At 63.0% G+C, this 14708-nt stretch carries 13 protein-coding genes, 5 tRNA genes and 2 pseudogenes; 16 read left to right on the forward strand and 4 right to left on the reverse strand.

Annotated features, from left to right (window positions below):
• Window positions 1–3 precede the first annotated feature (3 nt).
• Window positions 4–1086: a porin gene (locus AC1MEM_RS12860; RefSeq protein ID WP_499470938.1), complete on the forward strand. Its 1083-nt coding sequence runs from the start codon at window positions 4–6 to the stop codon at window positions 1084–1086.
• 169 nt (window positions 1087–1255) lie between these two features.
• Here AC1MEM_RS12860 and AC1MEM_RS12865 read toward each other — a convergent pair whose 3' ends face one another.
• The gene (locus AC1MEM_RS12865) at window positions 1256–2146 is read right to left on the reverse strand and encodes a LysR family transcriptional regulator (RefSeq protein WP_499477645.1); all 891 of its coding nucleotides are present in this window, start codon (window positions 2144–2146) and stop codon (window positions 1256–1258) included.
• Between the two features lie 224 nt (window positions 2147–2370).
• On the opposite strand from AC1MEM_RS12865, the gene AC1MEM_RS12870 reads away from it, so the two are divergent.
• From AC1MEM_RS12870 to AC1MEM_RS12905, 8 genes are all read left to right on the forward strand, one after another.
• Window positions 2371–3369, forward strand: a complete 999-nt coding sequence (locus tag AC1MEM_RS12870) for a Bug family tripartite tricarboxylate transporter substrate binding protein (RefSeq protein ID WP_499470939.1) — start codon at window positions 2371–2373, stop codon at window positions 3367–3369.
• Between the two features lie 151 nt (window positions 3370–3520).
• Window positions 3521–4099, forward strand: a complete 579-nt coding sequence (gene pgsA / locus AC1MEM_RS12875; protein ID WP_499470941.1) for a CDP-diacylglycerol--glycerol-3-phosphate 3-phosphatidyltransferase — start codon at window positions 3521–3523, stop codon at window positions 4097–4099.
• 87 nt (window positions 4100–4186) lie between these two features.
• Window positions 4187–4262, forward strand: a tRNA-Gly gene (locus AC1MEM_RS12880).
• Between the two features lie 86 nt (window positions 4263–4348).
• A tRNA-Gly gene (locus AC1MEM_RS12885) sits at window positions 4349–4424 on the forward strand.
• A 40-nt stretch (window positions 4425–4464) separates the two neighbouring features.
• Window positions 4465–4540 (forward strand) — tRNA-Gly (locus AC1MEM_RS12890).
• Between the two features lie 28 nt (window positions 4541–4568).
• A tRNA-Gly gene (locus AC1MEM_RS12895) sits at window positions 4569–4644 on the forward strand.
• 76 nt (window positions 4645–4720) lie between these two features.
• Window positions 4721–4794, forward strand: a tRNA-Cys gene (locus AC1MEM_RS12900).
• Between the two features lie 619 nt (window positions 4795–5413).
• On the forward strand, window positions 5414–6118 hold the full coding sequence (locus AC1MEM_RS12905; RefSeq protein WP_499470943.1) for a lipopolysaccharide biosynthesis protein: 705 nt from the start codon (window positions 5414–5416) through the stop codon (window positions 6116–6118).
• Between the two features lie 23 nt (window positions 6119–6141).
• On the opposite strand, the pseudogene AC1MEM_RS12910 reads toward AC1MEM_RS12905, so the two are convergent.
• Window positions 6142–6342 (reverse strand): annotated as a pseudogene (locus AC1MEM_RS12910) (alpha/beta fold hydrolase); the annotation flags it as partial.
• On the opposite strand from AC1MEM_RS12910, the pseudogene AC1MEM_RS12915 reads away from it, so the two are divergent.
• From AC1MEM_RS12915 to AC1MEM_RS12940, 6 genes and pseudogenes are all read left to right on the forward strand, one after another.
• Window positions 6322–6456, forward strand: a pseudogene (locus AC1MEM_RS12915) (LysR family transcriptional regulator); the annotation flags it as partial. The pseudogenes AC1MEM_RS12910 and AC1MEM_RS12915 sit on opposite strands and share 21 nt — an antisense overlap.
• Before the next feature lie 179 nt (window positions 6457–6635).
• Window positions 6636–8744 carry a putative bifunctional diguanylate cyclase/phosphodiesterase gene (locus AC1MEM_RS12920; RefSeq protein ID WP_499470945.1) on the forward strand — a complete coding sequence of 703 codons (2109 nt, stop codon included), beginning with the start codon at window positions 6636–6638 and terminating at the stop codon, window positions 8742–8744.
• A 113-nt stretch (window positions 8745–8857) separates the two neighbouring features.
• Window positions 8858–9235: a COG4315 family predicted lipoprotein gene (locus tag AC1MEM_RS12925; protein WP_499470947.1), complete on the forward strand. Its 378-nt coding sequence runs from the start codon at window positions 8858–8860 to the stop codon at window positions 9233–9235.
• A gap of 27 nt (window positions 9236–9262) precedes the next feature.
• A complete protein-coding gene (locus tag AC1MEM_RS12930) occupies window positions 9263–9772 on the forward strand; it encodes an RNA polymerase sigma factor (protein WP_499470949.1) in 510 nt (169 codons plus the stop codon).
• Window positions 9769–10590: an anti-sigma factor family protein gene (locus AC1MEM_RS12935; RefSeq protein ID WP_499470951.1), complete on the forward strand. Its 822-nt coding sequence runs from the start codon at window positions 9769–9771 to the stop codon at window positions 10588–10590. The genes AC1MEM_RS12930 and AC1MEM_RS12935 overlap by 4 nt, the downstream gene beginning before the upstream one ends.
• Before the next feature lie 175 nt (window positions 10591–10765).
• Window positions 10766–11056 carry a hypothetical protein gene (locus AC1MEM_RS12940; RefSeq protein ID WP_499470953.1) on the forward strand — a complete coding sequence of 97 codons (291 nt, stop codon included), beginning with the start codon at window positions 10766–10768 and terminating at the stop codon, window positions 11054–11056.
• A gap of 103 nt (window positions 11057–11159) precedes the next feature.
• Here the strand turns inward: AC1MEM_RS12940 and AC1MEM_RS12945 are convergent, their stop codons facing one another.
• Window positions 11160–12830 (reverse strand): DUF2334 domain-containing protein, encoded by a 1671-nt coding sequence (locus tag AC1MEM_RS12945; RefSeq protein WP_499470955.1) that lies wholly within the window; start codon window positions 12828–12830, stop codon window positions 11160–11162.
• A 19-nt stretch (window positions 12831–12849) separates the two neighbouring features.
• Window positions 12850–13119 carry a hypothetical protein gene (locus tag AC1MEM_RS12950; RefSeq protein WP_499470957.1) on the reverse strand — a complete coding sequence of 90 codons (270 nt, stop codon included), beginning with the start codon at window positions 13117–13119 and terminating at the stop codon, window positions 12850–12852.
• Between the two features lie 416 nt (window positions 13120–13535).
• Here AC1MEM_RS12950 and wecB point away from each other — a divergent pair, with 416 nt between their 5' ends.
• Window positions 13536–14696 (forward strand): non-hydrolyzing UDP-N-acetylglucosamine 2-epimerase, encoded by a 1161-nt coding sequence (gene wecB / locus AC1MEM_RS12955; protein WP_499470959.1) that lies wholly within the window; start codon window positions 13536–13538, stop codon window positions 14694–14696.
• The last annotated feature ends 12 nt before the right edge of the window (window positions 14697–14708 follow it).

Below are 14708 nucleotides of genomic sequence, written 5' to 3' on the forward strand. Positions count from 1 at the left end.
GACATGAACAAGAAAGTCATTGCAGCGGCCGTCCTCGCGTGCTGCGCCGCCGGCGCTTCGGCGCAAACCTCGGTCGCCATCTACGGCATCATGGATGCCGCCTTCGTGGGCGAGCACGGCGGCGCGGTGGACTCCGTGAACAAGATCACCAGCGGCGCCGCATCGGCTTCGCGGATCGGGTTCCGCGGTACCGAAGACCTGGGCAATGGCATGTCCGCCCTGTTCGTGCTGGAGACGGGCGTCAGGATCGACACCGGCGCAGTCGACGCGGCCGGCACCATCTTCAACCGCCAGGCCCTCGTCGGCCTGAAAAGCCGGGTGGGTACGCTGACGATCGGCCGCCAGTACACGCCGTGGCACAATGCGCTGGCGCAGGTCGGCGACCCGTTCGGCACCGGTTATGCCGGCACCTCGAAGAACCTGTTCCCGGATTCGGGCACCAACGTCCGTACCAGCAATACCGTGATCTACGCCGCGCCGGCCACCATGGGCTTCACGGCCGACCTGGCCTACAGCGCGGGCGAGCAGGCCGGGGACAGCGAGGCCGGCCGCCAGATGGGCGCATCGATCGGTTACTCGAACGGGCCGCTGAACGTGCGCCTTGCCTACAACCACAAGAATAACGAGGTCGCGGCGGCGCCCGGCGTTCCCGCAGTCGTGCGCGGCTCCGGCCGCAACACCCTGCTGGCCGCGAACTACGATTTCAAGGTAGTGAAAGCCTGGTTCGCTTACGGCGTCGACAAGGGCTTCAACAGCGCCCCGCTCGGCAACGCGGGCAATCCGTATGGCGGCGTGGCGCCGACCGCGTCCACCGACGGTAACGAGATCCTGGTTGGCCTGTCGGCACCGGTCGGCACCGGCACCGTGCTCGCTTCCGTGATGCGCAAGGACGATCGCACGGCCTTCAACCAGGATGCGCGCGCCTGGGGCGTCGCCTACCTGTATCCGCTGTCGAAGCGGACGAATTTGTACGCGGCCTACGGCAGCATCGATAACCGCAACGGCGCCGGCTACACGGTGGCGAACAATTCGGAATCGGGCACCGGCGACCGCGCGTACAACCTCGGCGTGCGCCACAGCTTCTAAAGCAAAACGTAGGGTGGACGGCTCGACCCGGGTGCTGGCGCCGCCCGTACGCCGGCGCCGTCCACGCGTTCAGCCACCATCGGAGATTCGCGACCGATCCTGCGCTGGTTGAACGCGTGGACGGCGTACGCGCCGGCGGCTCATCCTCTCCCGGGGCGAGCCGTCCACCCTACGAGCCGCTCGCGTCGTTCGACGGCCACCGGGCCACTTCCTGTCCCATCGGCGTCGCGCTTGAAAAGGCCTCGGCCACGAAGTCGACAAACGAGCGCACCCGCGCCGCCGTCTGCAGCTGGTAGGGATAGACAGCGTAGATGTCGGCGGCGGGCGTCTCCCAGTTCGCCAGCACCTGGCGCAGGCGTCCGCTCTGCAGGTACTTGGCGATATCCCATTCCGCACGCATGATCAGGCCGTGGCCCTCGAGCGCCCAGTTGACGGCGATCTCGCCGTCGTTGGTACTGAGTCCCCCGCGCACCTTGACGGTCTCGGTCCGCTGGCCCGAGCTCAGGTGCCAGATCCCGTAGCCTTCCTCGCCCTGGCGGATGCCGATGCAGCTGTGCTGCGCGAGGTCGTTCGGCACGCGCGGCATGCCGTGGCGTTCGAGGTAGGAGGGCGCCGCACAAATCAGGCGCCGGTTCGATGCCAGGCGGCGCGCGATCACGCGCGTATCGGGCGGTTCGCCGAAACGGATCCACACATCGCAGGCGTCCTCCAGCAGGGTAGGCGGGTTGACCGTCAACTGCAGCTGCACGTGCACGTCCGGATGGCGCTTGTGGAAGGTCGAGATCAGCGGCGCGATATGGCTGCGGCCGAAGCCCAGCGTCGCGTTCACCCGCAGCAGGCCCTTCGGCGCGGTGCCGGCGCTGGTGATCAGCTGCTCCATGTCTTCGATGTCGGCCAGGATGCGGCGCGAATGTTCGAGGTACATCTCGCCTTCGGCCGTGAGGCCGATGCGGCGCGTGGTCCGGTGCAGCAGCCGGGCGCCCAGGCGCGCCTCCATCTGCGACAGGCGCTTGCTGACGCCGGCCGTAGTGACGTTCAGTTCGCGCGCGGCCGCCGACAGGCTCCCGGCGCGTACCAGCAGGCTGAAGAAGGCCATTTCCGACTGGGCATTGGCAGGCGTCGACATTGTTAATCCAAAATTAATAATGGTTCAACTTTAATCTTATCTTTAAGCGTGTGCAATCCGTATATTCGCAGTTGACCCAGTGACAAGAACATCGGCGGCAAGCAGTGCAGGGCCGTGTCGCAGGGACCGATCCGCAAAAAAAATATCAGGAGACAAGCATGCAAAAACAGACCCGGCACCCCGTTCGCAAACACGCACGCATCGTGGGCGTCCTTGCCGCCGCGGCCCTGGCCGGCAGCGGCAGCGCCGCCATGGCCCAGGCCTGGCCGTCCAAGACCGTCAGCATCATCGTCCCGTTCGCGACCGGCGGCACCACCGACGCCATCGCCCGTACCCTGGGCCAGGAATTGCAGAAGAGCCTGGGGCAGCCGGTGATCGTCGAAAACAAACCGGGCGCGGGTGCGACCATCGGCGCCGACTACGTCGCCAAGTCCAGGCCGGACGGCTATACGGTGCTGCTGGGCGCCGTTCACCACACGATCGCCACCAGCGTCTACAAGAAGCTGCCCTACGACTTCCAGCGCGACCTGGCGCCGGTATCGACGGTGGCCATGGTGCCGAACGTCCTGGTGGTCAATCCGAAGATCCCGGCGAAAAACGTCAAGGAACTGATCGCGCTGGCGAAGCAGTCGCCGGGCAAGCTGACCTTCGGCTCGAACGGCAACGGCACCGGCCAGCACCTGATCGGCGCCCAGTTCAACATCGCCAGCGGCGTCGACATCCTGCACGTGCCCTATAAAGGCAGTGGCCCGCTGACGATCGACCTGCTGGGTGGCCAGATCGACATGTCCTTCGATACGGTGACGCCGGTGCTGTCGCACATCCGCGCCGGCAAGCTGCGCGCGCTGGCGGTGACGACGATCAAGCGCTCGGCCGCGCTGCCCGACGTGCCGACGCTCGACGAGTCCGGCCTGAAGGGATTCGACCAGGGCACCTGGTTCGGCGTGCTGGCGCCGGTGGCGACGCCGAAGGAGGTCGTCACGCGCCTGAACACCGAGATCGTCAAGATCGTGAACTCGCCCGACTTCAAGAAGAAGATGGCGGACATCGGCGCGGTTCCAATCGGTAACAGCCCCGCGGAGATGGCCAGCCAGATCAAGACCGACACGGAGCGCTTCGCCAAGCTGGTCAAGGACGCAAAGGTCAGCGCCGAGTAAGCGGCGGCAGGGCCGGTGGCCGATGAAAGGGGGCAGGGCGGCGCGCCAGCCCCGGCCCCTCGGCGACGGTCGAGCTGAACTGGTTTAAAAGGCAATACCCATGTAGACTAGCGGCGCACGCTTTTTTAACGGTAAGCCAGTTCACGCCCCTATGCCTTTCAACATCCCGATCCTCCTGACCTGGTTACGTGTAGCACTTATTCCCCTGGTTGTCGGCGTCTACTATCTCCCCACCCACTGGTTGCCGCATGCCGATCAGAACCTGGCGGCGACCGCGGTCTTCATCGTTGCCGCCGTCACCGACTGGTTCGACGGCTTCCTCGCCCGACGCTGGAACCAGACCTCGGCCTTCGGCGCCTTCCTCGACCCGGTCGCGGACAAGCTGATGGTGGCGGGCGCGCTGCTGATCCTGATCCAGCTGCAACGCGTCGATGCGGTGATCGCCTTCATCATCATCGGCCGCGAGATCACGATTTCGGCGCTGCGCGAATGGATGGCTGAAATCGGCGCGCGCAAGTCGGTCGCCGTCAGTTCGCTGGGGAAGGTCAAGACCGCCGCCCAGATGACGGCGATTCCTGCGCTGCTGTTCCATACGACCCGGTTCGGCATCGATTTCCACTTCTGGGGCTCGATCCTGCTGTGGATTGCCGGCGTGCTCACCGTGTGGTCGATGTTCTACTATCTGCGCCGCGCGTGGCCGGTCATTAAGGAAAAAGGCGGGAATTTGTAAGATTAATTCTCTGTCATCCTTGACGTACGGATCAGATCATCTATAATGCTTGCCTGTTGTGACGACATCGCAGCAAACGAAGACAAAGCGGGAGTAGCTCAGTTGGTAGAGCGCAACCTTGCCAAGGTTGAGGTCGAGAGTTCGAGACTCTTCTCCCGCTCCAAAGTTTGCGGTAGTCGGCAGCAATTAGTAGTAAATGGTTGTCTTGGAAATTGAAATAATTTCTGCGATAATCGATGTTTCCAGTATGCGGGAGTAGCTCAGTTGGTAGAGCGCAACCTTGCCAAGGTTGAGGTCGAGAGTTCGAGACTCTTCTCCCGCTCCAGTTCTGGAGCAGCAGTTTGTAGGTAAGAAACACACTCCGTGCGGGAGTAGCTCAGTTGGTAGAGCGCAACCTTGCCAAGGTTGAGGTCGAGAGTTCGAGACTCTTCTCCCGCTCCAAAAAGGCGTGTCATAGCAGGACTCCTCAGCGGGAGTAGCTCAGTTGGTAGAGCGCAACCTTGCCAAGGTTGAGGTCGAGAGTTCGAGACTCTTCTCCCGCTCCAAGAATTTTGAGAAGACATTCTTCTCCTGTTGATGTGGCTCATAACCGGCCAGAGCAGCAGCGGTACCATACCTTCTGGCGAGGTAGCAAAGCGGTTATGCAGCGGCCTGCAAAGCCGTCTAGACGGGTTCGACTCCCGTCCTCGCCTCCAGAACACCAGCCGAAATCGCCGCCCAGCCGGCGATTTTTGCATTTCCGGCCTTGCGGCCCCGACGGTGCTGCGGGCGGCCACCGCAAGATCGCCTGCCTGCGGCTGATCGACGACATGGTCGCGCCCCGCCTGCGCATGCACAAAGCCTGCGGGCGGGCAGGGGGAGCAAGCGATGAAACGGACGCTGCTCCCGGTGCTGGCCACGCCGGCCGCGCTGGCCAAACCGGGCCAGGGCGATGCTCTCCAATTCGGTGGCGCATGGCTTTGGCGGTTCCGCCGGAGCTTTCAAACCTGTGTGGAGTGCGGGGCCTTCGCGTTTATTCATGTTTGGGTACCTGGATATTGCAGCCGCTCGTCCCGGACGATCAGTGATCCGCGCACTCTGTCCTCGCAACATCCGTAGTGGTACGCCAGCTGTACCAGGGCCTGCCTGAGGAATGCCATAATTCGGGGCGTAGTCGTAACGTTCACCCTCGTAAAGGAACATCCCCCGCATAAGCATCCATATTGGCGGCATGGTCCGCCTCCGGGCGATCGCTGGTTTGCGGCCTCACGCTGCAAACAGCTTCACGAGCACCGACCGGATCCACATGCCGGCCCCGTCCTTGTGGCACTTGCGATGCCAATGCTGCTTCAGGTCGAACTGCGGGATCTCGATCGGCGGTTCGATCAGGCGGATATTGGCGATCGCTGCGAACGAGTCGCCCACGGCGTGAGGTGCCGTGACCTCAAGCACGGGGCCGTGGCGGCGGGTCTTTTTGCGCTGACCCAGCGCGTGGTGGCTGCCCCGACGTCCCTGATCGCAGCGTCGGTACTCGACGTGTTCAAACGCCAGGCAGCGCATGAGTTTCGCTACAGTGGCCATTGCACCAAGGTTTACAAGGCAACATTCAAGACCTTGCTGCTGCTGGCCATGGGGCCATCGCTCCTGCTGCTTTTCTTTTCGCCCCAACTGTTCAGCTGGCTGTTCGGCCCGGAGTGGCGGCCAGCCGGCGAGCTCGCGCGCATTCTTGCGCCGCTGGGCTTCTTCAACTTCATTGCAAGCCCGCTCAGCTACGTGTTCTTTATTGCGGGGAAGCAGAAAATCGAATTGCGCTGGCAGGTGGCCTTGTTTGTGATGACAGTGATCGTATTTGGCGCACCCTTGTCGCTCCATGAAAGCCTGCTGGGGTACATGCTTGGCCGGTCGGCGCTCTACCTTGTTTATCTGTATATGTCGTACCAGTGCGCGCGACGCAACAGGCCCTCGCCTGAGCTTGCGGACTGCCTGCAATCCGGCCGCGTCCCGGCGGGCGGCAGGAAAATAAACAGCGACAACGCGTGAACGCACCCGGCCTGGCCCTGCATTCAAGCCGGGTCGCGGCCACCCACGAAGGCCTGGACAAGGCGGTTGAATGACGCAAAGTGCGTGACGTTCATCCCGTGCGACGCGCCCGGGATCGATCGCCTGTCCGCGTCCCCGATCCACTCCGCCAGCTTCTCCACGTTGTTGCGGTACATGCGCGGACTCTTTTCGCCCGCGATCAGCTCGACGCGCGCTATGCCTCGCACCAGGTGATCACCTTGCTGCTGTCGCGCTCGCGCGAACGCGACCCGAACCTGCTCGCGCTGGCGGCCGAATGCAGGATGTACGGAACGCGCGGCGGCGGCTTGCCGCCCTGAAGCGGCAGGAACTGCCGGCCGTGCACGGGTCGGCCAGGCGCTCGCCATCGGGGCGGCGAAACTGCTAGGATGCCGTGATCGCTTGTCCGATTCCTGGCCCGATTCTTTGCCCGATTGTTGGCCCGATTCCTGGTCCGATTGCTGCCATACTCCGACCGTCATGCCGCCCATTTCCCCCCGTGGACGCACCGTATTGCCTTGACGCGCTGCGCGACCATCTGCCGGCAGGCGTCGTGGTGCACGCCGCCGACGGCCGCATCGTCTCCGCCAACGGCCTCGCCCGCGAGCTGCTGGGACGCACGGAATCCCAACTCATCGGGGTCGACCCCAGCGCGGCCGGGAGCGCATGGGAGGTCCTGCGCGACGATGGTTCGCCCATGCCGCCCGAGGAGTTTCCGGCCAATGTGGTGCGGGGCACGGGCCGTAAACTGTCCGGCCTGGTGGCCGGTATCGTCGGCGCGGGCCCCACCTGCTGGCTGCTGTGCAACGCCTATCCCGAGTACGACGACGCCGGCTGTGTGCACCAGGTGGTCGTCTGCTTCACCGACTGCACCGCGCTAAAGCAAACCCAGCAATCCCTGCAAAAGTCCGAAGAACGCCTGCGGCTGGTGCTCAAGGGCTCCACCGATGCGCCCTGGGACTGGGACCTGGTCACGGGGGACGTCTATTACTCGGAGCGCTGGTGGAACATGCTCGGCTACCCCAGCGGCGAAGGCATCGAGGACTCCGGCGCCTGGCGGCGCCTCATGCATCCGGACGACGACCTCATGATCGCCGCTTATCTCGCCGACCTGTTGCCCAGCCCGCGCGATGGGTTCAGCGTGGAGTTCCGGCTGCGTCACCGTGATGGCCACTACGTACCCGTGCTGTCGCGCGGCTACGTCCTGCGCGACGACACCGGCAAGGCCTTGCGCATCTCCGGCGTCAACACCGACCTCACCGAACGCAAGCGCACCGAACGGCAGATCTACGAACTGGCCTATTACGACCAGTTGACCGGCCTGCCGAACCGCCGCTTCCTGATCGAGGAACTGGAACACGTGCTGGCGCGCGGCCGGCGCTCGGGCCAGCACAGCGCGCTGTTCTATCTCGACCTGGACAACTTCAAGCTGCTCAACGACACGATGGGGCACGAGCTGGGCGACATGCTGCTGCGCCAGACGGCCCAGCGGCTGCGCCACACGGTGCGCCACAGCGACCAGCTGGCCCGCCTGGGCGGCGATGAATTTGTCGTGGTGCTGGAAGGCCTGGGGGCGGAGCCGGGCGACGCGGCCGCCGAGGCGGGCCAGGTGGCGGCCAAGGTCCTGTCGACCCTGGGCCAGCCCTGCCAGCTCGACTCGCTCCTGTTCAAGAGTACCGCCAGCATCGGCATCACGCTGTTCGATGCCGCCGGCACCGACATCGAAACCCTGCTCAAACAGGCCGACCTGGCCTTGTACCGGGCCAAGGCCGACGGGCGCAACCTGGCCCGCTTCTTCGATCCCAGCATGCAGGATGCGGCCGACCGCCGCATCGCCTTCGACGCCGCCATGCGCGACGGCATCCCGCTGGGCCAGTTCCGCCTGTTCTGCCAGCCGCAGTTCGACAAGCGCGGACGCCTGGTCGGCGCCGAGGTACTGGTACGCTGGCAGCGCGGCGAACACGAGCTGATCGGCCCGGACCATTTCATCGGATTCGCCGAAGAGACGGGCCTCATCCTTCCCCTCGGCGAGCATGTGCTGGCGGAGAGCTGCCGCGCATTGGCGCGCTGGCGCCGCGACCCGACGCTCCGGCGCCTGAAACTGGCGGTCAACGTCAGCGTGCACCAGATGCGCGACCCCGGCTTTCCCGCCGCAGTGGCTGGCATCCTGGACGGCACCGGAGCGCCGGCAGCGCGCCTGTGCCTGGAACTGACGGAAAGCGTCTTCGCGGAAGACATGCAGGAGATTACCCAGCGCATGCACGAGATCTGCGCCCAGGGCATCTGCTTCTCGCTCGACGATTTCGGCACCGGCTATTCCTCGCTGGGCTACCTCAAGCGTTTCCCGCTCGCGGCGCTGAAGATCGACCGCTCCTTCGTCCACGATGTCGGCATCGACGCCGACGCCGGGTCGATCGTGGAGGCCATCATCGCACTTGCGCGCAAACTCAAGCTCGAGATCGTGGCCGAGGGTGTCGAGTACGAAGCCCAGCGCAATTTCCTGATCCGGGGCGGGTGTTCCTCGATGCAGGGCTTCCTGCTGGGCCGCCCGCTGCCGACGGCGGAATTCGAGCACAGGTATAGCAGCGCCGGTATCGGCCACGCCTGAGAGCCCGGCGCCGGCCCTAACGATGAGAAATTGAACATATTTTCGGGAACGTGGAATACTTTGGGTGCCGTTTGCGTATACGACAATGTCCCCACCCCAAAACTGGAACCGCCATGCACCCGATCCGTACCGCACTCAGCCTGCTCGGCGCCGCCTCCGTCCTCGGCGCCTGCGCCTCGATGTCCAGCCCCATGGTGAAAAGCGCCGACGGCGTTCTCGTCAACCAGGCAGGAATGACGCTCTATACCTTCGACAAGGACGCCGCGGGAAGCGGCAAGAGCGTCTGCAACGGACCCTGCGCCGCCCTGTGGCCCGCCGTGCCGGCGACTGCTTCTTCGTATGCGGCTCCTTACTCTGTCGTCACGCGCGACGACGGCTCGAAGCAGTTGGCGCGCAAGGGCAAGCCCCTGTACCTGTTCGCGCAGGATACGCGGCCCGGCGAACGCAAGGGCGACAAGGTGAAGGACGTCTGGCACGTGGTTGCCGACTGAGCTTCTGTTTCCGGAGCCGCCGCCGCCATGCTTGACCCCGGTGTCGAACTGACCACCTGCATCCCGCGCCTGCGCCGCTACGCGCGGGCGCTGGTGGGTGAGCTCAATGGCGCGGAAGACCTGGTGCAGGACACGGTCGAGCGCGGATGGAGCCGGATCGCCGAGTGGCGCCGCGATGGCGAGATGCGCGCCTGGCTGTTCGGGATCATGCATAACCTGCACGTGGACCAGTTGCGCGCGCGCCGCCTGCAGACGACGACCCTCGGCGATGAAACGCCGCACCCGGCGCACACCGTCAACCATGCGGCCGGGCTCGAAATACGGGACATGCAGGCGGCGCTGGCCCTGCTGCCCGCCGAGCAGCGCGAAATCCTTCTGCTGGTCGGCCTGGAGGGCATGACCTATGACCAGGTTGCCGGCGCGCTGGGCCTGCCCCTGGGGACGGTGATGTCGCGCCTGTCCCGCGGGCGAGAAAAATTGCGCGCACTGATGGAAGGGAGGGCCGCGCCCGTCGCGACCCTGCAGGTGGTCAAATGAATTCCTTGCCAGTCACCGAAGCCGACCTGCACGCGTACGTCGATGGCCTGCTGCCGCCGGCGCGCCTGGCCGCGATCGAGGCCTGGCTGCAGGCCCGGCCCGAGGAGGCGGCGCGGCTGGCCGCCTATCGCGAGCAGAACCGCGAACTGCACCGGCTGTTCGATCCGGTGCTCGATGAAGCCGTGCCTGCTGCGCTCACTGCAGCGGTCACTGTTCGTCCGCCGCGCAGGCGCTGGTGGGACGGCCCCGGCGGGCGCTGTGCGGCGGCCCTGGCCATCGCCCTGGCTGGCGGGCTGGGCGGCTGGACGCTGCGCGGCGCCGCGGTCATGCCCGGATCGGTGGCGGATTTGAAAGGCATTCGCCAGGCGGCGGCGGATCTGGCCGGGAGCCTGCCACGCCAGGCCGCCATTGCGCACGTCGTCTACAGTCCCGAGCTCAAGCATCCAGTCGAGGTGGGCGCGGACCAGGAGCAGCATCTCGTCGCATGGCTATCGAAACGCCTGGGCGCGCCGGTCCGGCCGCCACGGATCGGCAAGCTCGGCTACGAACTGATCGGAGGCCGCCTGCTGCCCGGCGAAAGCGGGCCGGTGGCCCAGTTCATGTACCACGACGCGGCCGGGCAGCGGCTGACGCTATATGTCTCGACGGAGCAGTCGCACAACCGCGATACGGGCTTCCGCTTTGCGCAAGAGGGGCCGGTCGGCGTGTTTTACTGGATCGACGGCAAATTCGGCTACGCGCTGTCGGCCGCTGCCGGCAAGGGCGAGCTCGCGACGATTGCCATTGCCGTGCACGAGCAACTGGAGCGATCCCGATGATGCGGGGCTGCTTTGCCTGGCTCCCGGCACGGGCGACACGAAACGGCGTTACAATGCAGGCGACTGATTTCTTTCATTGATGCCATATGGCCAGCCAGGCCACCAAGGGCCGGCGGGTTCGACGCCCGTCCTCGCCTCCAGAACATTCGCCAACATCGCCGCCCGCCGGCGATTTTTGCATTTCTGGCTCCACTACAAGATTGCCAACACGACCATGGGTCACGACATCCACAGCTTCATTGAAGCCCGCGCCCTCGCGCTGCGGGTCTGGCGCGACGCCGCCGCCTTTTTCCTCAGTATCGAACTGGCGCTCATGGTGCTCGTCGCCGTCGCCACCGTCGGCGGCGTATTCCTCGCCGTCATGGGAGACCTGCGCAGCCTGCTGTGCTTCGGCTTTGCGATTGCCTACGTTGCCACGCGCTGCCTGCTGCACGTCAAGCGAAAACTCAGCTGGCCATTCATCTGAGCGGCGCCGTTGCGGATCCCGCCCCGGGCCGCGCCGTGAATTGGCATCGCATCACCACGGCAACGGGTGACCATGAGGCCATGTGTGACCTCATGGTGCATCGCTACTGGTGTTGAGGTGAGCCCCAGGTATAGCCGAGATTGCTTATGCCCGTCATTGTGTTAGTGAAGTCCGCCATGCCGTTGATACCGAGGGCGGTCGTTTCGGGATTGAGCAGGTAGGGATGGAAAAAGAACGAGGCGAACCCATCCCGTACGACCAGCGCATACCGTGCGTTCAAGACCAGGTCCGAAGGCAGGTAATCGTAGCAATAGCTGCATACCGCCTTGCGCTCGATATTGCCGAGGTTTTCGGGTATGACGTATTGGCCGTAATAATCCTTCTTGATCACGTACGGATAAAATTGCCCGGGTGAGTAATCATATACCCCGGAAACGCCTTTCAGGTCGGGAGTATCGGATGTGTAATACACGACGCGTCCGAACGCTTTCCCGTAATAGCCCGGAATGGCCATGCTGGACTTGATACTCAGCGGCGAGGATTGATAATGGGGCGCCTCCCAGGCAAATGGGGTAAAGCCGGCGTTCTTGAGTTCCTTCAGGCCATTTTGCATGCGGGTGTTGGACCATGATTGCGTTCCGTTTTCGGCTGCCAATGGCGTATTCGCCGTCATGTTCCAGAATTCGTAATCTTCGCCGCTGACGCCGTTGATATTGTTGATAGGACCGTCGGACTGGTGGGTCCAGCCGTGCTGCACATATTGTCCACCGCGTGTTTTCGCATAATTCAACGAGCTTTTCAGGTTGGTGGCCATGGACAGCGGGATATCCTCTGCTACTCCCCCGTTATATGCGCCATACGGGTCCCTGTAGCGGGGAATGGCCGCGATCGCAAATGGTATCGCCCGCTCGAACATATAATTGGTCAATTTCTTCATGCTCGAAGTATTGACGTCCGCACTGACATCTTCGAGACGCACCAGCGCCGTATGCTTGACGGGATGGTCTTGCCCCATGATGTCGTGCAGCAGGTCGGCAAAAGCCAGGTAGCGGTCGCGCGGACCGATGTACGACAAGGGAACGTCTGCGAAATACCAGAAATTATTCGACCTCACGACATACGGTAATGCCGGCATCGCACTGTTTTTGCTATTGGTGATTGTCACAAGAGACTGCGCAGGCGCTGCCACCGAGGTTGCGCCCACGTCAGGGTCGGCGGCCGCAGTACCCGTCGCAGCGTCATAGGCGTAATACTTGAGCATGGACTCGCCCTTGTAACTCACCGTGTCATAGAACCCCGGGTTTTGATTACTGTTGCTGGGCGTCGAATTAAATCCCTGCAGTCCGTTGAAGGAAATGCCGCTGGATTGGGTAAACGTATAGTTTCCGTCCCAGGCAAGTTTCCAGATGTTGTACTTGAACCAGACGACTGTTTTCGGTACGGCCGATTTCAGGTTGGTATCGACGTCGGCCAGGAATGCAGTCGGAACGGCGCTGTCATACGAGGTGCCAAGATAAAACACGACATCGTAGTTGCCCATCGCTCCAGCAGAATACGTGTCGACTGGCTGCATGGCGATCGCCGAGGTATCGAAGTGCCCCAGCAAATTGCGCAGCATGATGGAAGTGGCCAGTCCGAATTTGTTGTACAGGCCGGCTGGCGCATCGTAGAGGATCAAGGCCCGCGGCGCGGGAGCCGGCACCTGGGCGGTGGCAGAACCGGACAGCACGCCCATCGAGGCCAGCACGCTGGCGACAATTACTCGAATCTTCATCAGAAGTCTCCTTGACTGTTTATTTCGCCGGCGCGGCGGCGGGCGTCGGTACGACAAGGCTGGTCCGGGTGTCGTCCAGCGTCTTGTCTTTTTTCGGTTTCTTGTGAGCGTGCCTGGCGCGGGCCACTTCCATTGGGTCCAGGCCCATCTGGAGTTTCACTTTTTGGGAGCCGGGCGGCAGCGGCGGTGCCTTGACCCGTGCAACGGCGACAGGACCGGCAGCGACAGGACCAGCGGCGACGAGCAGGGATGCCACGAGGAGTAATACATTGCGGGAAAGGTGTTTCACGAGGCGCTCCTGATTTAACGTAACTCGATTATTAAGGCATGAACGAGATGGCTGGAATTGACCATCCTGGAACCGGGCTTTGATCGACGGATTCGATCGGCTTGGCAAGTAGGGCGGGGGCGGCGGGAATGTGCCTGCTGTAAAAAAGATAGAAGAAAATCCTCAAGTCTATCCAGCGTGCAATTAATTTCTACCGATAAATCTATGCTGTGATATTCGGCTTACAGAGGATTCTAGCTATCGGTTCGGAGCCTACTTTTTGATCTCGGACACTTTTTCGGAGAAAATCGAAAAATTTTGATTATCTGGTGAAAATTGTTCTAGCTCAAAAAAAATCGAGAAATTGTCGAATATGGTTTGACCCACAACGCATAAAGTCTGCGCCACGTTCGCACAGCCAAGGATAGGGGTCGGCCATGAAAGTTCTGTCTGTATTCGGTACGCGTCCGGAAGCCATCAAGATGGCGCCGCTCGTCAAGATTTTGCAAAAGACTCCGGATATCGAGTCGATCGTTTGCGTCACTGGCCAGCACCAGGAAATGTTGATGCAGGTGCTGAAATTCTTCTCGATCGAGCCTGACCATCACTTGTCGCTGATGGCGCCGGACCAGCAGCTCAATGGCCTGGCATCGCGCATGCTTGGCGCGCTGGATTCGATATGCCAATATGTGCAGCCTGAACGCGTGCTGGTTCACGGCGATACGACGACAGCAATGATCGCCGGCCTGGTGGCGTTCCATCGGAAGATTCCTGTCGGCCACGTCGAGGCTGGATTGCGCAGCGGTGATATCAACCAGCCCTGGCCGGAGGAAGCGAATCGCCGCGCAGTCGATATCATGGCCCACCAGCTGTTTGCCCCGACCAATTCGGCACGCGACAATCTCCGTGCCGAGCGTCTTGGCGGGGCGATCTACGTGACCGGAAACACGGTCATCGATGCCCTCAGAATCACGGATGACAAGCTGCGCTCCGACCCGCAGTTGTGCGCCGAAATCGATGCCCGCCTGCCGGTCGTCGAAGCAGGCAAGAAACTGGTGCTTGTGACAGGTCATCGGCGCGAAAACTTCGGTACCGGGTTCGCGAATATCTGCACTGCCCTGCGCACCTTGTCCTCCTACCCGGATACGCACGTCGTCTATCCGGTACACCTTAATCCGAACGTACAGAAACCCGTCCTCGGCACCCTTGGCGACTGCGGCAACGTCGACCTGATTGCGCCGCTCGATTACCTCAGCTTCGTACGCATGATGCAACGCGCGGATTGCATCCTGACCGACTCGGGCGGCATCCAGGAGGAAGCGCCGTATCTTGGCAAACCCGTGCTGGTCATGCGTGAAGTGACGGAGCGGCCCGAAGCGTTGGCTGCGGGGGCGGTGCAGCTTGTCGGCACCGAACCGCAACGTATCGTCAACGCGGTGCGCGCGGTCCTGGACGACCGGTCGGCCTGGCGTTGCAGTTCGCCGCATCTGTATGGAGACGGCTTTGCATCGGAACGCATCGTGAACGCCCTGAGGGGACGCCCCATCAGCCATTTTGGAGAGGAAGTCCTGGAGGCCCGGGAAGCTGTGCCGGCCTAGCGGAAGCGATCC

Source organism: Telluria sp. AIW5, from assembly GCF_056680575.1.